Annotated in this window: 20 protein-coding genes and 1 tRNA gene; 14 read left to right on the top strand and 7 right to left on the bottom strand. The window is 62.7% G+C overall.

Annotation, left to right across the window (positions count from 1 at the left end; translation table 11 throughout):
* The 3 genes from AC1RTB_RS02265 (at position 1) to AC1RTB_RS02255 (ending at position 3,436) form a co-directional block, all read left to right on the top strand.
* Positions 1 to 711: an XdhC family protein gene (locus tag AC1RTB_RS02265; RefSeq protein ID WP_492876515.1), complete on the top strand. Its 711-nt coding sequence runs from the start codon at positions 1 to 3 to the stop codon at positions 709 to 711.
* Entirely contained in the window at positions 708 to 2,318 is a 1,611-nt protein-coding gene (locus AC1RTB_RS02260) for an NTP transferase domain-containing protein (RefSeq protein ID WP_492876517.1), read from the top strand. The genes AC1RTB_RS02265 and AC1RTB_RS02260 overlap by 4 nt, the downstream gene beginning before the upstream one ends.
* 275 nt (positions 2,319 to 2,593) lie before the next feature.
* Positions 2,594 to 3,436 carry an alpha/beta hydrolase family protein gene (locus AC1RTB_RS02255; RefSeq protein ID WP_492877286.1) on the top strand — a complete coding sequence of 281 codons (843 nt, stop codon included), beginning with the start codon at positions 2,594 to 2,596 and terminating at the stop codon, positions 3,434 to 3,436.
* Between the two features lie 3 nt (positions 3,437 to 3,439).
* On the opposite strand, the gene AC1RTB_RS02250 is transcribed toward AC1RTB_RS02255, so the two are convergent.
* Together AC1RTB_RS02250 and AC1RTB_RS02245 are read right to left on the bottom strand one after the other, a co-directional pair.
* Positions 3,440 to 4,480: a DUF1176 domain-containing protein gene (locus tag AC1RTB_RS02250; protein ID WP_492876519.1), complete on the bottom strand. Its 1,041-nt coding sequence runs from the start codon at positions 4,478 to 4,480 to the stop codon at positions 3,440 to 3,442.
* Positions 4,481 to 4,545: 65 nt separating this feature from the next.
* On the bottom strand, positions 4,546 to 4,716 hold the full coding sequence (locus AC1RTB_RS02245) for a hypothetical protein (RefSeq protein WP_154383983.1): 171 nt from the start codon (positions 4,714 to 4,716) through the stop codon (positions 4,546 to 4,548).
* A 229-nt stretch (positions 4,717 to 4,945) separates the two neighbouring features.
* On the opposite strand from AC1RTB_RS02245, the gene AC1RTB_RS02240 reads away from it, so the two are divergent.
* The 7 genes from AC1RTB_RS02240 (at position 4,946) to AC1RTB_RS02210 (ending at position 10,066) form a co-directional block, all read left to right on the top strand.
* Positions 4,946 to 5,419, top strand: a complete 474-nt coding sequence (locus tag AC1RTB_RS02240; protein ID WP_492876521.1) for a hypothetical protein — start codon at positions 4,946 to 4,948, stop codon at positions 5,417 to 5,419.
* Positions 5,420 to 5,512: 93 nt separating this feature from the next.
* Positions 5,513 to 5,761 carry a ParB N-terminal domain-containing protein gene (locus AC1RTB_RS02235; protein WP_492876523.1) on the top strand — a complete coding sequence of 83 codons (249 nt, stop codon included), beginning with the start codon at positions 5,513 to 5,515 and terminating at the stop codon, positions 5,759 to 5,761.
* Between the two features lie 85 nt (positions 5,762 to 5,846).
* Complete coding sequence (locus AC1RTB_RS02230) at positions 5,847 to 6,332, top strand: SRPBCC family protein (protein ID WP_492876525.1); 486 nt, start codon at positions 5,847 to 5,849, stop codon at positions 6,330 to 6,332.
* 1,101 nt (positions 6,333 to 7,433) lie between these two features.
* Positions 7,434 to 8,366, top strand: a complete 933-nt coding sequence (locus AC1RTB_RS02225; RefSeq protein ID WP_492876527.1) for an alpha/beta fold hydrolase — start codon at positions 7,434 to 7,436, stop codon at positions 8,364 to 8,366.
* A gap of 243 nt (positions 8,367 to 8,609) precedes the next feature.
* Complete coding sequence (locus AC1RTB_RS02220) at positions 8,610 to 9,074, top strand: aminoacyl-tRNA deacylase (RefSeq protein WP_492876529.1); 465 nt, start codon at positions 8,610 to 8,612, stop codon at positions 9,072 to 9,074.
* Between the two features lie 250 nt (positions 9,075 to 9,324).
* Complete coding sequence (locus tag AC1RTB_RS02215) at positions 9,325 to 9,549, top strand: hypothetical protein (RefSeq protein WP_492876531.1); 225 nt, start codon at positions 9,325 to 9,327, stop codon at positions 9,547 to 9,549.
* 118 nt (positions 9,550 to 9,667) lie between these two features.
* On the top strand, positions 9,668 to 10,066 hold the full coding sequence (locus tag AC1RTB_RS02210; RefSeq protein WP_492876533.1) for a GFA family protein: 399 nt from the start codon (positions 9,668 to 9,670) through the stop codon (positions 10,064 to 10,066).
* On the opposite strand, the gene AC1RTB_RS02205 is transcribed toward AC1RTB_RS02210, so the two are convergent.
* Positions 10,063 to 10,854 carry a DeoR/GlpR family DNA-binding transcription regulator gene (locus AC1RTB_RS02205; protein WP_492876535.1) on the bottom strand — a complete coding sequence of 264 codons (792 nt, stop codon included), beginning with the start codon at positions 10,852 to 10,854 and terminating at the stop codon, positions 10,063 to 10,065. The genes AC1RTB_RS02210 and AC1RTB_RS02205 overlap by 4 nt on opposite strands.
* Before the next feature lie 237 nt (positions 10,855 to 11,091).
* Between AC1RTB_RS02205 and AC1RTB_RS02200 the strand changes: the two genes are divergently transcribed.
* The 4 genes from AC1RTB_RS02200 (at position 11,092) to AC1RTB_RS02185 (ending at position 17,249) form a co-directional block, all read left to right on the top strand.
* The gene (locus AC1RTB_RS02200; protein WP_492876537.1) at positions 11,092 to 14,388 is read left to right on the top strand and encodes an autotransporter domain-containing protein; all 3,297 of its coding nucleotides are present in this window, start codon (positions 11,092 to 11,094) and stop codon (positions 14,386 to 14,388) included.
* A 171-nt stretch (positions 14,389 to 14,559) separates the two neighbouring features.
* Positions 14,560 to 15,042 (top strand): GNAT family N-acetyltransferase, encoded by a 483-nt coding sequence (locus AC1RTB_RS02195; RefSeq protein WP_492876539.1) that lies wholly within the window; start codon positions 14,560 to 14,562, stop codon positions 15,040 to 15,042.
* 66 nt (positions 15,043 to 15,108) lie between these two features.
* Positions 15,109 to 16,488 (top strand): NfeD family protein, encoded by a 1,380-nt coding sequence (locus tag AC1RTB_RS02190; protein WP_492876541.1) that lies wholly within the window; start codon positions 15,109 to 15,111, stop codon positions 16,486 to 16,488.
* Positions 16,485 to 17,249 carry a slipin family protein gene (locus tag AC1RTB_RS02185; RefSeq protein ID WP_492876543.1) on the top strand — a complete coding sequence of 255 codons (765 nt, stop codon included), beginning with the start codon at positions 16,485 to 16,487 and terminating at the stop codon, positions 17,247 to 17,249. Before AC1RTB_RS02190 ends, AC1RTB_RS02185 begins: the two co-directional genes overlap by 4 nt.
* 64 nt (positions 17,250 to 17,313) lie before the next feature.
* Here the strand turns inward: AC1RTB_RS02185 and AC1RTB_RS02180 are convergent, their stop codons facing one another.
* From AC1RTB_RS02180 to AC1RTB_RS02165, 4 genes are all read right to left on the bottom strand, one after another.
* Positions 17,314 to 18,198, bottom strand: coding sequence for a LysR family transcriptional regulator (locus tag AC1RTB_RS02180; protein ID WP_492876545.1), 885 nt, complete (start codon positions 18,196 to 18,198; stop codon positions 17,314 to 17,316).
* Between the two features lie 17 nt (positions 18,199 to 18,215).
* The gene (locus AC1RTB_RS02175) at positions 18,216 to 19,190 is read right to left on the bottom strand and encodes a YeiH family protein (RefSeq protein WP_492877287.1); all 975 of its coding nucleotides are present in this window, start codon (positions 19,188 to 19,190) and stop codon (positions 18,216 to 18,218) included.
* Positions 19,191 to 19,891: 701 nt separating this feature from the next.
* Entirely contained in the window at positions 19,892 to 21,496 is a 1,605-nt protein-coding gene (locus AC1RTB_RS02170; protein WP_492876547.1) for an amidohydrolase, read from the bottom strand.
* A 511-nt stretch (positions 21,497 to 22,007) separates the two neighbouring features.
* A tRNA-Asn gene (locus AC1RTB_RS02165) sits at positions 22,008 to 22,082 on the bottom strand.
* Positions 22,083 to 22,126 lie beyond the last annotated feature (44 nt).

Below are 22,126 nucleotides of genomic sequence, written 5' to 3'. Positions count from 1 at the left end.
ATGGATCCGTTTGCACTGAAGACCCTGAATGCCGAGCGCCGGGCGCGCCGCGCCGCTATCCTGGTCACCGACATGGGCGACGGTCGCGACCGTGTGGTCAAGGAGGGCGATGTCGTTGCCGGCGACCTCGGCGCGGCACTCGCCAAGGCGTTCCGCACCGGCCTGTCCGGCGCCGCCGAAGCCGAAGGCCGCCAGTTCTTCCTCAATGTCCACCTGCCGCAGCCGCGGCTTGTGGTGATCGGTGCCGTTCATATCAGCCAGGCACTGGCGCCGATGGCCAAGATTGCCGGTTTTCCGCTTGAAATCATCGATCCGCGCACGGCTTTTGCCAGCAACGATCGTTTTCCCGACGTCACCCTCCATGCCGAATGGCCCGAGGATGTGCTGAAACACGCCCCGCTCGACCGCTATGCGGCGCTGGCTGCGGTGACCCACGATCCCAAGATCGACGACTTCGCGCTCAAGGCGGCACTCGATGCCGAGTGCTTCTATGTCGGTGCTCTCGGCAGCCGAAAGACGCATGCCAAGCGCGTCGAACGGCTTCTTGGCATGGGTGCCACGCCTGATCAGATCGAGCGCATCAACGCGCCGATCGGTCTTAACATCGGTGCCGCGAATCCGGCCGAGATTGCGGTTGCGGTGCTGGCGCAGGTCATTGCCGCGTTCCGTTCGCGTGGGCTTGTCGGCAAGTCGAAAAGCGAGGCGGCGTGAAATTCGGGGCGATACCTGTCGCACAGGCTGAAGGCGCGGTCCTTGCGCATTCCACGAGCGCTGGCGACCATCGCTACCGCAAGGCCCATGTGCTCGCCGCCGAAGACATCGCGATACTCGCGGCCGCCGGCCTGAGCGAAATCGTCGTTGCGGTGCTGGAGCCGGGTGACCTCAGCGAGGATCGGGCGGCGGAAGCAATCGCTGCCAGCATGCGCCACCGCCATGTCGAGGTGAAGCCGGCGGCGACGGGACGGGTCAATCTGCATGCGCTGAAAGCCGGCGTCTTCACCGTTGATGCTACCCTCATCAATGCCATCAACGCTATCGACCCGTCGATCACCGTCGCCACGCTCGCCCAACATGCGTCAGTCGAAAAAGGCCAGATGGTCGCGACGGTCAAGATCATCCCCTTCGCCGTTGCTGGCCATCTCGTCCGTCAGGCAACCGAGCAGTGCGCCGCTCGCGAGATATTTGCCGTTTATCCGTTCCTGCCCAAGCGCGTCGGCGTCATCCAGACGGTGCTGCCCAGCGTCAAGCCAAGCGTGCTCGACAAGACCTCCCGCCTGACCGAGCAGCGCCTCGCACGCTCGGGTAGCCGGCTCACCGCCGAGCGTCGCACGGCGCATGAAACGGCCGAAGTGGCCGAAGCCGCCAAGGCGCTCGCCCGCGACCACGACATGGTGGTGATTTTCGGCGCCTCGGCGCTCAGCGATTTCGACGATGTCATCCCCGCAGCGATCCGCGCGGCCGGTGGCACCGTTGTCCGTTCCGGCATGCCTGTAGACCCGGGCAATCTGCTGGTGCTCGGCCATATCGGAGCTACCGCGGTGATCGGCGCGCCCGGCTGCGCCCGCAGCCCCAAGGAGAACGGTTTTGACTGGGTCCTCGACCGGCTTATGTCAGGGCTTGAGGTGACTGCTGCCGACATTGGCGGCATGGGCGTCGGTGGCCTGCTGATGGAAATCCCGACGCGGCCGCAGCCACGCGATCTGGCCGCCATTCCGCCGGTTCCGAAGGTCCACGCCGTACTGCTCGCCGCCGGCCGTTCCAGCCGCATGGGCGGCCCCAACAAGCTGATGGCGCTGTTTCAGGGCAAGGCACTGGTGCGGCGTACGGCCGAACGCGTGCTGGCGTCGAAAGTCGAAAGCACTGTCGTTGTGTCAGGTCATCAGGCTTCCCGCATTCGCGAGGCACTTGCCGGGCTCGACATTCCGGTCGCCCACAACGCCGATTTCGCCTCCGGCCTAGCCAGTTCACTCAAGGCAGGTGTCGCGGCGCTGCCCGAAGATGCCGCCGGCGCACTTATCGTGCTCGGCGATATGCCCGAGGTGCTGGCCAGCGATCTCGACCGGCTGATCGACGCCTTCGAACGCGCCGACGGCCGCGCCGTTGTCCGCGCCACCCATGACGGCAAACGCGGCAACCCGGTCATCCTGCCACGCTCGCTGTTCCCAGCCGTAGCCCACCTCGAAGGCGACACCGGCGCCCGGCATATTGTCGAGTCAGAGGGCGTAGATGTGATCGATGTCGAGATCGGCAAAGGGGCTGCCGTTGACGTTGATACGCCGGAGGCGCTGGAGACCGCCGGTGGGGTGTTGCAGGGTTGATGCGGTTGACAAACGACCCATGGGCTTGCCAAGCCTTGGCGATGTCTTTTGATTTAAAGTCACGTTCCTTCGCACCCCCCTCTGGCCTGCCGGCCATCTCCCCCTCTTGGGGGGAGATCAGCAGCTGCGCCCGCGGCGCTCAGCTTGCTGCGATACAATTTGGCGACGACGTTGATGCCAGCCAATCTCCCCCCTTGAGGGGGAGATGTCCGGCAGGACAGAGGGGGGCAACGTCGAGCGCAGCCCTTCGCCGGCTTTTCCTGGGCGCCTTTTCACTGGTCCTTGTGACCCTCGCCTCCTCGGCTCATGCCCAAACCCTTGCCTCCTACAAGGACGACCTCTTCGCCTATCCGGCCATCCTGTCTGCCGAGGGTGACACCTACCGTGTCGTCGACTATCGCGAGATGCGCGACATCAACGGGCGCGACCAGATTCCCGAACGGCGGGCGCAGGGCAAATATGTCGACACCGGCGTGCGCAAGGTGCAGCAGGATCTGGTGCTGAAGACCGATGCCGACGACATCAAGCATGTCGCTGTCGGCAAGACCGAGGGCGCGTCGGTCATCGTGCTTTACCTTCACGGCCAGGGCGGCAGCCGTAAGCAGGGCGTCGACGACTTCACCTTCGGCGGCAATTTCAACCGCATCAAGAACCTGATGGCCAACAATGGCGGGCTTTATCTGTCGCCCGACTTTTCCGATTTTGGCGACAAGGGCGTGGCCGAGATCGCAGCCCTGATCGATCACTACGTCGCCCAATCGCCCGGCGCCAAGGTGGTCGTTGCCTGCGGCTCGATGGGCGGGGCGCTGTGCTGGGGCCTTGCCCACGACGCCAAGGCGGCCAAGCAACTGAGCGGGCTGATGCTGCTCGGCTCGTTATGGGACGACGGGTTCCTGACCTCGCCGGCCTTCGCGGCCAAAGTGCCTGTGTTCTTCGGCCAGGGCAGCAAGGACCCGGTTTTCCCCATCGACAAGCAGGAGGCGTTCTTCCGCGCGATCCTCGCCAAGAAGCCGAACTATCCCGCGCGCTTCGTGCGTTTCGAGACCGGCACGCATGGCACGCCGATCCGCATGACCGACTGGCGCGAGGCGCTCAACTGGATGTTGGCAGCGAACTAGCGATCACGGCCCGGTGTTGTAGTCGAGCACGCTCTGGGGGTTGATCTCGCCATCATAGGACGCATCGACGTCGTATTTGACCAGCGAAAACGCGCCGTCGCGGAAGATCCAGGTGCCGTCCGATGAGGCGTCGCCAACGCCGCGCCATTTGTTGTGCGACAGGATCGTCATGGTCTTTTCATCGTAGGACGAATTGACCAGCGCGTTTTCGGAGCGATAGCCGATGACGGCGACGCTTTCGAGCTTGCCTTCGGAGTTGTCGTTTTCGTAGCGGATATCGAGCTCGGGCGTGGCGAAATGCTGCTCGGCGAGGCCATCGGCCTCGTTCCAGAGATAATAGACATGGGTCTCGTTGTAGGCGCCCATCTGGCAGAAGAAGCGAAACAGGCGGGCTTCGCTGGGTGCTGCGTCGGTGGCATCCGTCTTGTTGTGATACGAGATCTTGTAGCTTAGCGCCGCGTCATCGCCTTCCTTGGCAACATCGCATTGCGCCTGATGGCTGGCCGCGAATGTCTTTTTGGCAAGATCGAATACCGCGTCGGTTTCGACGGGTGGAGCGTCGCCACATTGCTTGGGCAGCGCATTGGTCAGCGCGCCTTCGGCCGGCTTGAGCGTGCCCTTGTCGAGCTGGATCGGCTTGAACGGCGGCTCCTGGATCGAGCCGTTGACCTGGCGGGCGGTGTAGCAGCCGGCGAAGACCTTTTCGGTGCCGTCCTTGTCGACGGCACGAATGGCGACGGGGATGTTGTAGAAGATGCTGCCAGCCGCACCTTCGGAGCTGACGGCGCCGGTTTCGACCTCGACGCGTTCTGTCGTTTCGTAGCCCTTGGCGAAGGCCTCAAAATCCTTGGCAGGCTTGGTCTCGCCGAAATAATCCCAGGCGCGGGCATATTCCTGCCGGCTGACCGCATTGTAGAGCGAGCGCACCACAGCGGCGGCGTCGGAGCGGTCGTCGAGATAAGGCGTTTCGGCGGCCAACGCTTGAAGGCAAGACAGGCCCGTGAAAACGAGCGCCGATGCTGCACCGATAGATGACGTCCTCATTGCGAATCTCCAGCCTGCCGCAATCATGCATCAGCGATTGCGGCAGCGCGGTGACGCGCGGACAATTAGGCCTGGCGGGTCGACATCTCGCGGGCAATGCGGGGGAAATCGGCTGGCTTGATGCCGATATCGGCGCGGTCGGCACTGTTCATCGCGTTGAGCAAGGCAAGCGCTGCCCGGTAGCGAACCTGTTCCTTGGGGCGAGGGCGGGCGAACAATTCAGTGTAGAAACCCATAACTCAGGCTCCAGTTGGTCCTCCCTGCAACACATATAGGTGATTCCAATGTGATTGTGCAGTGCAACATAAACATGGCTGCCATGCAGTCTGTGTGCCGTTCGAATTTGTCGTGCCGGCGGCGAAATTTTGTAAGATACTGCCGAAGCTTCGAAGCGATTTTTAACCTGGCCCCATTATGGTCCGGCCAGTTTTTGCGTATCATGCGTTTTCGTGCGGAGGGGCTTGCATGGCCACCGAGACCAATCGCGACTTCGCTTCGTTGCTCGACGATCTGTTCGTCGCTTCGGAGCCCAGCGAGATTGCGCCCGCGCCGACAATCCCGTTCGATTATCTGGCGGTTGCCGACGAGCTGCATTCGGGGCGCATTCGTGTTGCCGGCGAGACCGTTGCCGCCGAATATCGCGAGGCTGGTGCCGCGCTTGAAGACGAGTTCGTCTCGCTGCTCGACATGGTCAAGGCCAAGGCGGCTGCTATCGAAGAACTTGAGGCGCCGTCGATCGATCCCGACGCGATCGCCGCCGAACTCGGCCTGGCCGAGGTCAAGCCCGCCGATCTGGCCAAGCTGCGCCGCATCTTTGCGCTCGCCAATCATCCCGACCGGGTGGCCCCGCATCTGCGCCAGCGCGCCATGGTGCGCATGCAGCTCGCCAACATGATGATCGACGACGCCAAGCGGCGTGCCGCCAAGAAAAAGATCTGATCCAACGCAGCTCTGTTCAAGTCTGGCTGCCTTGGCCGGCTCATGGAAACACCCTATCTAGGTGAAGCTGTACTTCCACAGCCGGAAGCCACCATGCTCAGAGTCCAGAAGATACCGCTCGACGACATCTATGTGCCGGCAGCGCGCAAGAAGACGCTGCATCCCGAAACCGTGCGGCATCTGGCCGAAGACATCGTCGAAAACGGCATGAAGACGCCGATCCAGGTGCGCCACGACGGCAAGCGCTACGTGCTGGTCGAGGGCCTGCACCGGCTTGAAGCAGCCAGATGGCTGGGCGAGGCGTCGATCGATTCCTATCTCGTCCAGGCACGGAAACACTAACTCGTTTTTTTCGCGGTGGCCTGTCGGGATCGGTTCACGTGGCTCGTCCTTGGTCCGAAAGCCGACTTCAACGAGGAGAAGACGAATGACAGCAACTGCCACCGCCATCCCAGTCCAGGACCGCGAGCTTGTTCTCACCCGCATCATCGATGCGCCGCGCGAGAAGGTCTATCGCTGCTGGACCGACGCTGAGCTCTTGCCGAAATGGTTCGCGCCGTTGCCCTGGACGACGTCAAGCGCCAAGCTCGACGTCCGCGCCGGTGGCACCAATTCCATCACCATGCGCAGCCCCGAAGGCGTGGAATATCCCAATTCCGGCATCTATCTCGAAGTCGTGCCGAACGAGAAACTGGTCTTCACCGACGCCTATACCGAAGCGTGGGCACCGTCCGAAAAACCGTTCATGACGGTTGTGCTGACCTTCGAGGACGCTGGCGCCGGCAAGACCAAATACACCGCCGCAGCCAGGCACTGGTCGATCGAAGACCGCGACGCCCATGACAAGATGGGTTTTCACGAAGGCTGGGGCCAGTGCGCCGACCAGCTCGAAGCGCTGGCGAAGACGATTTGACGCTTTTCCCTCGCCCCGTTTACGGGGAGAGGGTGGCCCGAAGGGCCGGGTGAGGGGCAGCGCCAAATTCGGCAAGTTCGAACCGCCCCTCATCCGCCTGCCGGCACCTTCTCCCCGTAAACGGGGCGAAGGAGCCAAGCTTATTCACTGCCACGCTCGCTTTCGCGCCTGGCTATTGTCAAAGAGCACTCCCTTGCAGGAGGTAGTTCGGGAAGCGGGGCGCGAGGCCGTGCCTTCCGATAATGATTTGTGGCGCGACGTTCGCGCCCCGCCCGGTGTTCTTGCCCCGCTCAGTCGCCTCAACGCTTTCGCGCCGCCAGCCGCCGCAAGGCCCGGGCTTGGGGGCTCATCACCCAGCAGGAGATCCGACCTCCTGCCAGCCCGGCACCGGCGCTTCCCCCCGAGCCCGGTGCGCACCGGGGTCCCGTGGAAGTTCGCGAGATGATGATACGGCAGGTTTGGGAGGGCGTGGAAAAGCCGGCGCGGCTATCCACGCTGGATGGTGACAGATGGCGACAGGTTGCATCGATGAAAAGAGTGGCATGGGACCGCTGTAGCCGCTTTGATGTCACGGCATGGATCCCCGGGACTTCGCACGTCGCTACGCTCCTGCTCCGCCCGAGGATGACGAGGACATGTTGGGGCTCGCGGCTAGTCGCCGAGGTTGGCGCTTGGCAAATAGCACTTGGCAGGAAAATGCCGGGAATTTTGCGCAAAGGATGGGAGCATGATGCCAGTCGTTGACGTCGGCGATTAGCCCACGACATCAATGCCTTCGTCATCCTCGGGCGGAGCAGGAGCGCAGCGACGTGCGAAGTCCCGGGGATCCATGCCGTGACCGTCCTGCCTAGTGGACGGTGAAGGAAAAAATCGCCACTGCAGCGATCCTTCCCCTGGCCCTTCGACGATACCAAGACCGGAGGGGGAAGGACCAGACATGTGCTTCGCGAGCCAAGCGCGCCTGCCACTGTGCCGCACGTAACCCCGCTCGAATATTCTCTCCACCCGTGGAAAAATTCTCCCACACCTGTCGGCCTGGCAAGTTCCCGTTCGTCCTAGAGGCAAGGAACCGGAAGGTTTTGAGCGAGAAGGGACGAGGACATGAACAAGCGCAGTTTCATCACCATGCTGGCGGCAGCCGCATTCGCAGTTGTGACAGGAGGAGCGGCGATGGCCGAGGCGACGAAGACAACCGAAACGAACGTCAAGACTGGCTATGCCGAGGTCAATGGCGTGAATTATTTTTACGAGATCCGTGGTGAAGGCGAGCCTTTGCTTTTGCTGCATGGCGGGCTGGGTTCGATCGACATGTACGGGCCGGTGCTGCCCGCACTGTCGAAGAACCGGCAAGTGATTGCCGTCGATCTCTATGGCCATGGTCGCACCGCGCTCACCGAGCGCAAGATGAGCCTGATCGACATGGGCGACGACATGGCTGGACTGGTGAAGCAGCTGGGTCACGATAAGGTCGATGTGATGGGTTATTCGATGGGCGCGGGCGTGGCCTTCCGCCTTGCCGTGCAGCATCCCGACGCGGTTCGCCGCCTGGTGCTGGTCTCGGCCGGCTATGCCCAGGACGGCTTCTACCCCGAGATGCTGCCGATGCAGGCGCAGGTTGGCGCCGGCATGGCCGACATGATGAAGCAGACGCCGATGTATCAGGCCTATGCGGCGGTGGCGCCGAAGGTCGAGGACTTTCCGAAACTGCTCGATCGTATGGGTGAGCTGATGCGCACGCCCTATGATTGGGCCGATGACGTCAAGACGCTGAAGATGCCGGTCATGCTGGTCTATGGCGACAGCGACATGTACCGCCCCGAGCACATCGTGAAGTTCTACCAGCTGCTCGGCGGCGGGCTGAAGGATGCCGGCTGGATGCGCGAGACCATGTCGCAGAACCGCCTGGCGATCATTCCCAACCGCACCCACTATGACGTCTTCTTCGCACCCGAACTGGCCCAGACGGCTCTGCCTTTCCTCAATGGCGAGACCAAGGTGAAGAGCTGGGACGAGCAGGTCAAAGAGGTGAATTGAATGACGGGCCGCGCGCTGCCGGAAAAGGCCAGCGCGCGGCCAAAATCCTTGCCGGACAAGGGCTTCGGATGTATCGTTCCGGCACGCTGAGAATGCCCCTCCATGGGGGCCGGAAGATGCGGCCAGCAGACTGATCGAAAATGAGCTGGCGATGATGCGGCCAGGCTTCGCCGCGCGGCAGACAGTGCCCGCCCACCATGTACCGGCCGCAGTGACGCGATGTTGCCGCGAAAGGGAGTGATCATGGCTATCTCATTGACGATGCAGGAATATCTCGAAGACAATCACATCCGCTACGATGCCGCCAAACATGCGCGCACCGGCTGCTCGATGATGACGGCGCAAGCGAGCCACGTGCCTGGCAACGCGATCGCCAAGGGCGTGGTGCTGAAGTGGGAGGACGGCTATGTGCTCGTCGTTCTGCCGGCTTCGCGCCATGTCGACCTGGCCCGCATGCGCGAGATCATCGGCGACAAGGTGCGGCTGGCGACCGCGGACGAGGCAAGCTCGTTGTTTCCCGATTGCGACGAGGGCGCGGTGCCGATCCTGGGCGTGCCTTATCGGGTCGCCTGCGTGATCGACGAGCAGTTGCGTCGCGGCAGCGACATCTATTTCGAAGGTGGCGATCACCGCACGCTGGTGCATGTGTCAGGCGATGAGTTTTCGCGCCTGATGTATGGCATGCCGCAGGCCCGGATCAGCTGGTAGTGGCGAGTATCACGTGTGGCCAAACTGGTTCACGCCGTTGGCGCAACATATTGAATGCAAAATGGAAGATTGTCGTCTCGGTAATTTGATTTGAGGCGGCGGGTGACGTGTGCGGATAATATCGCATGCGAGGTGGCGAGGTTTTCGCTGTTTCGAAAAATACCCGGCTCCTGTCACGGAACCGCCATCCGGCGGTCATGGTTCGGGGCTATAGTGCCTAATGTCGAAATGGTCACGAACGGAGGCGACTATGAACGACCAGCACGAATTGACGCTTGAGGAATTGCTGCACGACCCGATCATCCTGACGGTCATGGAGCGCGACGGCTATTGCCCCGATGACATCAGGCTTTTGGCGCGGCATGCCGTTGCCGGAACGCAAGTCTGGGAAAGCGTTTCGTCACGGGTCAGCGCGCGGCGGCAAAGCCGGCTGTTTCGCACCACGCCCTCACAGTGCATCCCGCTTTGCTCCTGAGTTTTCCGCGGCTTTGAAGTGACTGCCGGCTGAGGCAGTCACGCAACTTTCCCATCGACAACAGATCATTGCGCACCTTATGCCTGAGGCCGAAATCTTCGGGCGAGAGGCTTAAGCTATGACGCAACGGTATGAAGGCGGCTGCATGTGCGGAGCCGTGCGCTACGTCGTGGAAGCCACGCCGCTGAACGAGCGCATCTGCCATTGCCGAAGCTGCCAGAAGGCCGTGGGAGCCGCGTTCAACGCGCGGCTGATGTTTCGTGCCGAGGCAGTTGCGCTCAGCGGGCCGGTGAAGATCGCCTATTCGTCACCGGCGGTGAAGCGCGGTTTCTGTGCCGAATGCGGCACGACGGTGCTGTCCGGTCGTGAGGTGGCGGGCGTTCTGGCCGTGACGTCGGGCTCGCTCGACGATCCGAGCCTGTTTCGCCCGGCCATGCACATCTGGATCTCATCGAAGCAGTCCTGGCTCAAGCTCGACGATGGCTTGCCGCAGTTTGCCGAGGCAGCGCCGGGCTAAACACAGATCTCGACGCCGCTGTCGCGCAGCTTGGCGAGCAGGCGCTCTTCCGGCAGCGTGTCTGTGACCAGCGTGTGGATGTCGCAGAGCGAGCCGAGGCGCACCAGCGCGCGGCGGCCGAATTTCGAGCTGTCCACCGCCATGATCGTGCGTTCGGCCTGGCCCATGGCGGCGGAGACGGCGGCGACCTCGGCATGATCGTCGTCGCCGATGTCGCCATCATGGTCGACGCCGCTGACCGAGATGATGGCGACGTCGAATTTGAAGCGCCTGATGTACTCGGACGTTTCCTCGCGGAAGACGCCGCCATCGACCTGGCGCACGAAGCCGCCAGGTACCGCGATGGCGAAGTTGGTGCTTTCACTCAAGGTGGTTGCAACCCGCAGCGAATAGGTGACGACACGCAGGTCGCGGCGCTTGACCAAAGCGCGCGCCACCGCTTCGCAGGTCGTGCCGGTGTCGATGAACACGGCAGCACCGTCTGGCACCAGATCGGCGGTGAGGCGGCCGATCTTTTCCTTGGCGGCGGCGTTTTCGACGCGGCGCTGGCGCAAGACGGCCGGATCGACGGGCGCCGAGATGGTTGCCCCGCCATGCAGGCGCCGCACCTTGCCGCCTTGTTCGAGCGCCATGATGTCGCGACGCGCCGTCTGCGTCGTCACCCCGTAAAGCGTGGTGATCTCCTCGATCGAGACGTAGTGGTTCTTCTCCAGATAGCTCAGCAGTTGGGCCTGACGGGCCGACTTCTTGTTGTCCATCTCCATGCCAGGTTCGTCGGTTTGGGGCATCTGCGATCCGGTCTCCACAATCCTTGCTAGCAAATATCTGCCGTGGCTTCACCCGGCATCTCGGCCGCCGCACGGTTCATTTTCGAAATCCTCTGCATTTCTGAAAATGTTGTAAAAGTGACATCTACCATCATTAATGTCCGAATCCGTACTTTTCAGTGACCGCAACATGTCATTCGCACGCCAGCCCTGGCGGTTTTGTGACAATGCGCGGTCGCGCAACAACGGAGTTACGCGATGAAGACGATCCACAACGGCATGGCCGAAGCCCCTGCCAACACGCCTGGCCAACACCAAAGGCGCTTGCGCGCGCTCGCCGCGGCATTGTTGTGCGGCACGACATTGGCCGTGTCGGCGATGACGGCGCAGGCGGCGGAGGATTCGATCAGGATCCTGACCCTGAACACGTGGCTCGACCGCTTCAAGCCCAACCCCGCCGTGGCGGCGGACTTCTTCATCAAGGGCAATTACGACGTCCTGACCTTCCAGGAATTCCGCGCCAACAGCACCTATGCACGCGACTTGCCCGGCCTGATGCAGGCTGCCGGGCTCGGCACCTATGGCACCCGCCAGGACAATGACGTCGGTGTGTTTTCACGCCTTCCCGGCACTTTTGGCGCCGTCACCCAAGGCGTGATCGCGACCTACACCAAGCTCGATCCGACGGTGAGCAAGCCGCAGACGATCGTCGCGACGACGCACCTGAACTATTACGATCCCTCGACCAACCGCATCGGCCAGGCCAAGGCGTTGAACAATTGGGCGAAGGGGCAGGGGCCGGTGATCCTGACCGGTGACTTCAATGCCGGCGACGTGTCCGAGCGTGGGCTGCACTCGATCAGCCAGCAGGAACGGCTGCTCAAGATCTACACCAAGAGCCCGACGACGCCGTTTTATCTCGACCTGCTGCGCCAATATGCCAAGGACCAGGCGGCGCTCGACGCCTATCTCACCCAGTGGAAGGGCAAGACGGCAGCCCAGATCGATGCCTCGACCGTTCCGGCCGGTCTGTTTGCCGATGAGATGTACCCGGTTGCCGGCAACCTGCCGCAGACAATGAACATCCTGAAGAAGCAGTACCAGCTGCTGCAGCTGCCCAATGAGCGCGAGCAGTTTTCGCCGCATGCGCTCAATGACGGCTCGGTCACCTGGCCGTCGCATGGCGAGGACGCGACCAACACCTGGGGCAGCTGGCACCGCGTCAAGATCGACCATTTCCTGGCGTCGCGGCCGTTCGGCAAGTGGTGGGTGATCAATGACGATCCGAAAGATCCGTATCTGGGCGTCATTCGCGACACCTCATACGTCACTAATCCGGACGGCTCCAAGACGCCGCTGTCCGACCATGAGCCGGTGGCGCACACGCTGCGCTGGGTCGGGCCGGTGCTGCAGAACTATGACGACAACGGCACGGCCAAGACGCGCGTGGTCTGGGGCCAAGATGCCTCGACCTTCAGCGAGCGCGGCAAGGAGTTCGTGCTCAGCCGCAACAACATGCGCAACGACATCTATCTCGGCCAGATCTCCGACGACAACGGCATGCCGCTTCTGGCCGGACTGACCGACACCGAGAAAAAGACGCTGCTCGACTGCAAGAGCACCGATGCGCGCTTCCAGCAGGCGATCCGCGATTATTGCATCGACGATCACAGCTTCATCGGTGAACTGAAGGTTGCTGATGGCGGCACCGTCATCGTCGACGAGGATGCAGCACTTGGCGGTGAACAGGCCAAGCTCAGGCTCGACGGCGGCAGTCTTCGGATCGCCGGCACCGACATGCATGTGTTGGGCCGCAACGTGGTGCTGGAGGCGGGCGGCGGCTCGCTCGACATCGCTGATGCGCACAATGTCGTTGGTATCAATAAGGAAATCTCGGGCAACGGCAGCCTGACCAAGCTCGGCCTTGGCGCGCTTGTTCTCGACGGCACCCACAGCTACACCGGCGAGACCCTCGTCAAGGCCGGCGCGCTTTCGGTGCAGGGTTCGATCGCTACGTCGAAGCTGACCACTGTCGGCGCCGGTGGCACACTGGGCGGCATCGGCACGCTCGGCAACACGGTGATCGCTTCCGGTGGCGTATTGGCACCGGGCAATTCGATCGGCACCATCAATGTTGCCGGCGACATCACCTTCGAGGCCGGCTCGGCCTACAAGGTCGAAGCCAACGCCAAGGGCGAAAGCGACAAGGTCGCGGCCACGGGCAAGGCGATGCTCAAGGGGGGATCGGTGCTGACGCTGGCGAGCGGCAACAGTTATGCGCCGCAGACCAACTACAAGATCATCACCGCCGACGGTGGCGTGACCGGTTCGTTTGCCGATGTCAGCTCGAACCTCGCCTTCCTCGACCCCTCGCTTGGCTACGGCGCCAAGGACGTGACGCTGACGCTGAACCGCAACGATGTCACCTTTGCCGAAGTCGGCGTGACGCGGAACCAGAGGGCAACTGCTGCCGCGCTCGAAAGCACAGGCTTTGGCAATGCGGCTTATGCTGCTGTCGTCAATCTTGACGAGGCTGGCGCGCAGCAGGCCTTCGCGCAGCTGTCGGGCGAGGTGCATGCCTCGGCCCAGGGCACGATGATGCAGAACAGTGGCGTGCTGCTCGACGCAGCCACCAGCCGCATCGACCAGGCGTTTGGCGATGCGACTGCGGCCAGCATGCCGGTCATGGCTTATGGCGATGACGGGCTGGAACTGGCGGCTGCCGACACCGACCGCTTCGCGCTGTGGACCCGGGCCTTCGGTTCGTGGGGCAATACCGATGGCGACGGCAACGCCATGGGCTTCGACCGCAGCACCGGCGGGCTGATTGGCGGGGCCGATGCGATGGTCGGCGACACCTGGCGTGTGGGTATGCTCGCCGGCTACAGCCGTTCGACATTCGACGCCGCGGACGGCACTTCCAGCGGCAGCAGCGACAACTACCACCTTGGCGTCAATGCCGGCACGCGCGTCGGCGCCTTCGGCCTGACCGCCGGCGCGACCTATAGCTGGCATCGCTTCGATACAGCACGTTCGGTTGCCTTCACAGGCTTCTCCGACGCGCTGTCGGCCAAGTATGACGGCGGCACGGCTCAGGTGTTCGGCGAGGCGAGCTACAAGGTGGATGCTGGACGCTTCGCCGTCGAAGGCTTCTCCAACCTGTCTTACGTGAACCTGCGCACCGACGCCTTCACCGAGACGGGTGGGGCGGCAGCCTTGTCCAGTGCTGCGACCAGCAATGACGTCACCTTCACCACGCTTGGCGTTCGCGGCTCGACCGATGTCGCGCTCGGCGCGGTGAATGCCACCGTGCGCGGCACGCTGGGCTGGCGCCATGCCTTTGGCGATGTAACCCCGCTGTCGTCGGTCGCCTTTGCCGGCTCGGGCGGCTTCGAGGTGGCGGGAACGCCGATCGCCAGGGACGCGGCGGTGCTGGGTGCGGGCATCGACTTCGACATCGCGCCGAAGGCCAAGCTTGCCATCAGCTACACCGGGCAGGTCAGCAACGGTGCCTCCGACCATGGCATCGACGCCAAGCTGGCGGTCAGCTTCTAGGCGTCGAAGAAGCATCCGCGGCCTTGGGGCCGTGGCCGCGGATGCACTGCCTGTTGACGCGAAAGATCAACGCAAGTATTCGCGCGTCGAGCGACAGCTCAACGCGTTGGCGGACGACACGAACCGCGCCGGCATTCGCCGGGTCAAATATCCTAACTCCTGGAAACTGCCATGACCGAACAGATTTCATCGGCCTCAGAGGTCTCGTTGCGCCGCATCTCCGCACAGACCGTGAGCGATGTTTGCGAACTCAGCGAGACGCTGAGCGAAGCCCAGCGCAACAAGGTGGCCGACAACGGCACCTCGATCGCCGAGGCTCACTTCTCCGAAAATGCCTGGTTCCGTGCCGTCTATGCCGACGACACGCCGATTGGCTTCGTCATGCTGCATATCGGCGCCGACTACGACGTCATCGATTGTCCCGGTGCTTTCCTGTGGCGCTTCATGATATCAGGCCCGTACCAGCGCATGGGCTTCGGCCAGAAGGCGATCGCGCTTGTGGTCCGCGATCTCAAGGGGCGGGGCTTCACCGAGCTGTTCACCAGCTACGGGCTGGGCGATGCGAGCCCGGAAGGCTTCTACAAACGCCTTGGATTTGTGGCGACCGGAGAAACCTATGACGACGAAGTGGAAGCCGTGCTGACGTTCAGCTGACGGCAGCTCAAACGCATTGGACTTCGCGCAAAACGTGCCCATATCTTAGGATGTGGAGCTTTGAGCGTGAAACTCGCGCGTTTGGCCCTTTTCGTTGTGGCGTTGTTCGCCGCTGCGGCCTTTACTGCCTCTTCCTCGATCGGAGAAGACAGCGGCCGCGCGAAGGTGGCGTTGACCATCGTCATCGATAGCGCCATCGGCCCCGCCAGCGCAAGGCAGCTCAAGGAAGGCCTAGAGACGGCGGGCAAGCGCAACGCCGAAGTTGTCATCCTCGAGATGAACACGCCTGGCGGGCTGGTCACCTCGATGCGCGAGATGATCGCCGACATCCTTTCTTCGCCCATTCCAGTCATCGGTTATGTCGCGCCCGCAGGCGGGCATGCGGCGAGTGCCGGCACCTACATCCTTTATGCCACCCATGTGGCGGCGATGGCGCCGGGCACCAATCTGGGGGCGGCAACGCCCGTCGAACTCGGCGGCATGCCGTCCCTGCCATCGCCCGGCGGCGACAACAAGGACCAGAAGACGGCCGAGCCCGCCGGCGACCCGATGATGGCCAAGGTGACCAATGATGCGGTTGCCCTGATCCGCTCGCTTGCCGAACTGCGCGGGCGCAATGCCGACTGGGGTGAAAAGGCGGTGCGCGATGCCGCCAGCCTGTCGGCGAACGCAGCGCTGCAGGAGCATGTCATCGACCTGATTGCCCGCGACCGAGCCGACCTGCTGCGGCAGGTCGATGGGCGCACGGTCGACGTCGCCGGCAAGAAAGAGGTGCTGGCGACCAGGGACCTGCCGGTCGAGGTGGTGGAGCCCGGCTGGCTGATCCGGCTATTGGCCATCATCACGGACCCGAATGTCGCTGTCATCCTGATGCTGGTCGGCATCTACGGCCTGGTCTTCGAGTTTTCGAGCCCCGGCATGGTGGCGCCGGGCGTCGTCGGCACCATGGCGCTGCTGCTTGGGCTCTACGCGCTCGATCTTCTGCCGATCAACTATGCCGGCCTGGCGCTGATGCTGCTTGGCTTGGCATTCCTGGTCATGGAGGCCTTCAACCCGACGGTGGTGCTGGGGCTTGGCGGTGTTGCTGCGTTCCTCCTCGGGGCGGCGATGCTGCTCAAGGTTCAGGGTCCCGGCTTCGAGATTTCGTGGATGCTGATCGGAACTGCCGCCGCCCTGACGCTTGGCCTGGCGCTTTTGACCGGCAGTTATGTCTGGGCGGCGCGCCATAGGCCTTCGCGCGTCGGCGCCAAGGCGATGAACGGCTTGCCGGTCGAGATCATCGACTGGTCGGCGGGCGAGGGCCATGTCTTCGCCCAGGGCGAACGCTGGCGGGCGCGGGCGGACGAACCGCTCGCTGTTGGCGACAGCGCCGAGGTGACCGGGATCAACGATCTCGTGCTGACGATCCGGCGGCGGCACGCGCAAAAGCCAGGAGAACCCAAATGATCGTCGGCTATGTCGTCTATCTGATACTTGCGCTTGTCGTGGTCATGTTCCTGTCGGCGGCCATCCGTATCCTGAGGGAATATGAGCGCGGCGTCGTCTTCACGCTTGGCCGCTTCACCGGCATCAAGGGGCCGGGGCTGATCCTGCTCATTCCGTTCGTCCAGCAGATGGTGCGGGTCGACCTGCGCGTGGTGGTGCAGGACGTGCCGCCGCAGGACGTGATCTCGCGCGACAACGTCTCGGTGAAGGTCAATGCGGTGCTGTACTTCCGCATCGTCGATCCCGAGCGCGCGATCATCAAGGTCGAAGACTACATGGCCGCGACCAGCCAGCTGGCGCAAACGACAGTGCGCTCGGTGCTCGGCAAGCACGAGCTCGACGAGATGCTGGCTGAACGCGACAAGCTGAACGCCGCCATCCAGGAAATCCTCGACCAGCAGACCGACGCCTGGGGCATCAAGGTGACAAATGTCGAGATCAAGCATGTCGACCTCAACGAGAGCATGGTGCGGGCGATCGCCAAGCAGGCCGAGGCCGAACGGCTGCGCCGCGCCAAGGTGATCAATGCCGAGGGCGAACAGCAGGCGGCGCAAAAGCTTGTCGAGGCCGGCAGGATGCTGGCCAAGGAGCCGCAGGCGATGCAACTGCGCTATTTCGAGGCGCTGCACGACATCTCGGGCGAGCGCTCGTCGACGGTGGTGTTTCCGCTGCCGATCGACCTGCTCGGTTTGTTCAAGAAGCCGGACGGCGAAGGCAAGTGACTACGCGGCCGCGGCTGGTGTTGTTCTTGTCAGGCGCTTTCAGGTGGAATTGCCTGAAGGCGGGTCATTTTCTGCCGACGACAAGGGCGAGGAATTCGCGCGCGGCGCGCGTGGCATAGCGCTCCTTGTGGCGCAGCACGAAGAAACTGCGCTTGGGCAGGGCGAAGTCGATGGCGACCAGCGTGCCGGCCTTGAGCGCGCCTTCGACAACGAGCCGCGACATGACGGCAACGCCCGCACCGGCCTCGGCAGCGGTGCGGATCGATTCGTTGGAGGGCATTTCGAGCGCGACATCGAGGCTGCCTGCTTCGACGCCAAGGGTCGCCAGCATCGCCTCGAGGTTCGAGCGCGTGCCCGAACCTTGCTCGCGCAGGATCCAGCGCCCGGTCTTGAGATCGCGCGGCGAGGCCGGCGGCGTGACCGTCCACGGATGACCAGGAGCCGCGACCAGCACCAGTTCGTCTTGGGCTACCGGCTCGATGGCGAGCGCCGCATCGTCGATTTCGCCTTCGACAAAGCCGAGATCGGCCGTACCGTCATGGACCTGTGCTGCCACCGTCTCGGTGTTGCCGATGGTGATGCCCAGCGAAATGCCGGGATAGCTCGTCTGGAAACGGTGGGCGATCTTGGGCAGCCAGTAATTGGCGACGGTCTGGCTGCCGGCGAGCTTGAGTGCGCCGCGCTTCAAACCGGCGAGGTCGGCAAGCACGATTTCGGCTGAACTGGCACGGGCAAGTACCGCGCGTGCTTCCAAAAGGAAGATGCGGCCGGCATCGGTGAGCACGATGCGGCGGCCGACACGGTCGAACAGTTTTGTCTGGTAGCGCGCTTCGAGCGCCGACACCGCCGCACTTGTCGCCGATTGCGTCAGGTTCAGCGCCTGGGCGCCCCGCGTGACGTGCTCGCGTTCGGCCACCGCGACGAAGATCCTGAGCTGTTCGAGGGTCACGGCTTTCCTTTCGGTCGTCAGCCCAGAAGTTTGATCAGCATTAGAGAGAAAGTCGCGATGAAAAGGAACGCGCCAAGTCCAAGAAAGAGGGGACGGGCGCCGCGTGCCCAAAGTTTGCGGACATCGGTTTCAAGCCCCATGGCGGCAAGCGCCATGGTCAGCAGGAAGGTGGTTGATGTGACGACCCATGCCTTTGCCTCGGAGGGCAGGTCGACGAGACTGTTGAGGCCGACCATGGCGACGAAACCGAGCACGAACCACGGCATGGGTGCAGCGCCACCATTGTGCGCCTTGCCGGCCGATCTCGCGCGCTGCCGGGCGGCCACGCCAAGCGCGATCACCATGGGCGCCAGCATCATGACGCGGGTGAGTTTCGCCACCGTGCCGAACTCGCCCGCCTGCTGGCCACCCTGGAAGCTTGCTGCAACGACCTGGGCGATCTCATGGATCGAAGCACCCGCCCACAGCCCGTAGGCATGGGGGGCAAGGTGAAGCTGACCCGCCAGCAGCGGATAGGCAAACATCGCCACCGAGCCGAAGACGGTGACGCAGGCGACAGCATAAGCGACATCCTCATCGGGTGCATTGGTCACCGTGTTGGTGGCAATGACGGCGGACGCACCGCAGATCGAGGTGCCGGCGGCGATCAGCTCGGAAAGTTTTTGATCGACGCCGATGAGTTTCCCGAGCCAAAGCGTGAAAGCGAAGGTCGCCCCAAGCGTCGTCGCGATGATGGCGATGCCCATGGCGCCGACCTCGGCGACCTGGCTGGCGGTCAGCTGCAGGCCAAGCAGGATGATGGCGAAGCGCAGCACCTTGCGCATCGAAAACGCAACGCCTGATTTGGCACGCGCTGGGGTGCCCTTGAGGTTGTGGAAGGCCATGCCGAGGACGATGGCGATGATCATCGGGCTGAAGGCGGACAGGCCGGGAAGCAGCCTGAGCGCGAAGGCGCAAGCAGCGATTGTCGCGACGAGCAGCAGGCCGGGCAACAGGCTGGGCTGTTTTCCGTGAACTGCATGGGGCACCGCGTGCCGCGGGTTGATGGCGACGGCAACGGCGGTTTTTGTCGGGGTGAGGGCGTTCATGGCTTGGTCCTGCGTATTTCAGGCGCAAGCTATTCGCCGGCTTTTGATCGATCCAACGCGTAATATCACTTAAATCGTTCGGATAGATCGATGGGTTCGTCTCTGGACGCGGGCCTTCTTGGCCCCTTAAGCGATGGAAACTTGGAACCTGCGGGCGTCCACCGCGTTTTACCGTCGAGCGCTCCGTTGATGCACACACACAACCGCGCTCCCGACAGGGCCTGCCGCGATCCCCTCCCGGCAGGCCTTTTCTCTGCCCCCTACCACTTGACCCTGAATCCCGCGATGCCCTTGAGCTGCTAGCTGTCGCCGAAGTTCTCCAGCGAGGTGTTGACGCTCGCCTCGCCATAGTGCGCGCCAATGGGGGGCGTCGGGCGTAGGGACGACTGGACGGCCGCGCCTGCCAAATCATGTGCCGACCAGTGCTGTAGCGTCCTTTGACCAAAGGGACGCGCGGCACTGGAACTGGTCGGCCTGTGATGCGAGTCGGCAGCCGTCAACCGCCGGCGATGATTGCTGTACATCTTCCATGCGGCGGCGCTGTTGCCCGCCGCATGGCTGCGCGCATCAGCTATCGCGGCTGATGCGCAAAAGGCCCCAAGGCCCTACTTCTTTTCGAGAACCGGGAACTTGATGCCCAGCTGTTCGAGATAGGTCGGGTATTTCGACGGATCGTAGTAGAATTTCTGCATTTCAGGTCGGAAGGCTGCCATGATCTCGACGTTCTTCTGGATCTGCGGCTTGTCATCGGCGGTCAGCATGGGAACGTATTTCTGGCCCTTCTGCTGCTCGTTGTTGAAGTAGTCCGTCGCCTTGGCCAACAATTCGGGGTTGGTCAAAAGGTCGATCGACGTCATGGCGACCACCTTCGAACCGGCGATGACGCCTTTGTGGGCAATAGGCGTCGCCATCGCCATGGCATTCGACCAATGGTGGCCGGGCAGGCCGGGAATGTTCGAGGGATAGTTGAGCGTGATCGTCGGCACCACCCAGGAGATGTCGCCGATGTCGTCGGATCCGCCGCTCTCGGGTTTCTCCAGCGGCGGCAGAAGCTCCTTGAGCTTGACCGCGAGGCCTTCCTCCTTGGCGGTGACCGTCTTTTGCACGGCCTTGGCGAAGGTCTGCTCGTCGTTGCTCCATGTCGGCAGGCCGACCTGCTGGATGTTGGCGTAGGCCGCCTCGGCGATAGGCTTGTTGAAGTGGCGAGGTGCTGCGGTGCCAACGATCTGCCGCGAAACCGTCGTGTTCGACATTTTCGCCGCCGCGTCCGCGATGATGTTGGCGGTCTCGAAGTTTTTGGAAATGTTGTCGAAATCCAGCTCGCGAATAAAGTACCAGACCGTTGCGGCTGACGGCACGACATTGGGCTGGTCGCCGCCGTCGGGAATGACATAATGCGACCGCTGCTCGGGGCGCAGGTGCTCACGCTTCATGTTCCAGCCGATATTCATCAGTTCGACGCCGTCGAGCGCGCTGCGGCCGCGCCACGGCGCCCCGGCCGAATGCGCCGACTCGCCCTTGAACGTGTATTCGACCGAAACCATGCCGGTGCCGTTGGGCTGGCCCCAGGTGGTCTGAAGATTGTTGCCGACATGGGTGAAGAGCACGGCGTCGACATCCTTGAAAACGCCGTCGCGCACCATGTAGGCCTTGCCGGCGAGCAGTTCCTCGGCGACGCCTGGCCACAGCATGATGGTGCCAGGCAACTTGTCCTTCTCCATGATGTCCTTCAGCGCCAGTGCCGCGACCACGTTCACCGCCTGTCCGGAATTGTGGCCCTCGCCATGTCCGGGCGCGCCTTCGATCATCGGTTCGTGATAGGCGACGCCAGGCTTCTGCGAGGTCTTCGGCAGGCCGTCGATGTCGCTGCCGAGCGCAATGACCGGCTCGCCAGATCCCCATTTGGCAACCCAGCCGGTCGGCAGGCCGGCGACGCCACGTTCGACGGTGAAGCCGTTCTTCTCGAGGATGCCGGTGATGTATTTCGACGTTTCGATTTCCTGGAACGCCAGTTCACCGAAGCTGAAAATCGAATCCGTCATCTCCTGGGCGAGCTTCGCGCGGGATTCGATGCCCTCTATCGCGCGTTTCTTGAGCTCGCTGACCTGCTCGGCGCTGACGGCCTTTTGTTCATTGGCCAATGCAAACGTCGAGGCTGACGCTGCCACGAAGGTGGCTAGGGCTATTTGCGACATCAGTATGCGTTTCATGAAAATCTCCCATTGATCGACATTCGCCGCTGACCATGGGCAGTAATTTCTACCACTTGACGCAGCGGCAACATGAATGATGATCATAGGTATCCACATGAGCAAGAATATTTTTCTCATGTGGGGAATTTAGGAAAATATATGCCTGGATTCGCTCTTGTGGATGCAGGCTGTTTGCGAAATTTCTAATATATGTGTCGAAAACTGACGGGCTCGCAAAGGAATTTCAACTCAAGGTCTATGGCTGGTCTATCTCGAGGCGTCTTCTGGACTGCCGCGCCATTGCCCGCCTGAATCGGAAAAGCGATCTGAAGAGCTTGAGGGCGAGAGGACGCGCTTGAGCGTTGTTGAGCGGTGGTTCGACCCGGCTCCAGATGGCGCGTGTCGCAATCGCGGGCAGGGCGCCTATGGTGGCCGGCTCGACGCTGAACCAGGATCGCATTTGGTCAATCGCAGCGTAGGGTCCCTGAAATTGCCGTTTTCTATGTTGCGAGTTGCCTCGAAAGGCAGGTGGCTCCCCGGGCCGGATTCGAACCAGCGACCAACCGGTTAACAGCCGGTTGCTCTACCACTGAGCTACCGGGGAACAGGGCTCGTGTGAACGAGGCGGGCTATAGCAAACGCGTTTGC

The organism is Aminobacter sp. GW821-FHT11F06 (assembly GCF_058808215.1).
Note: the sequence above shows the minus strand (reverse complement) of the source record. Positions and strands in the feature narration are given on the sequence as shown.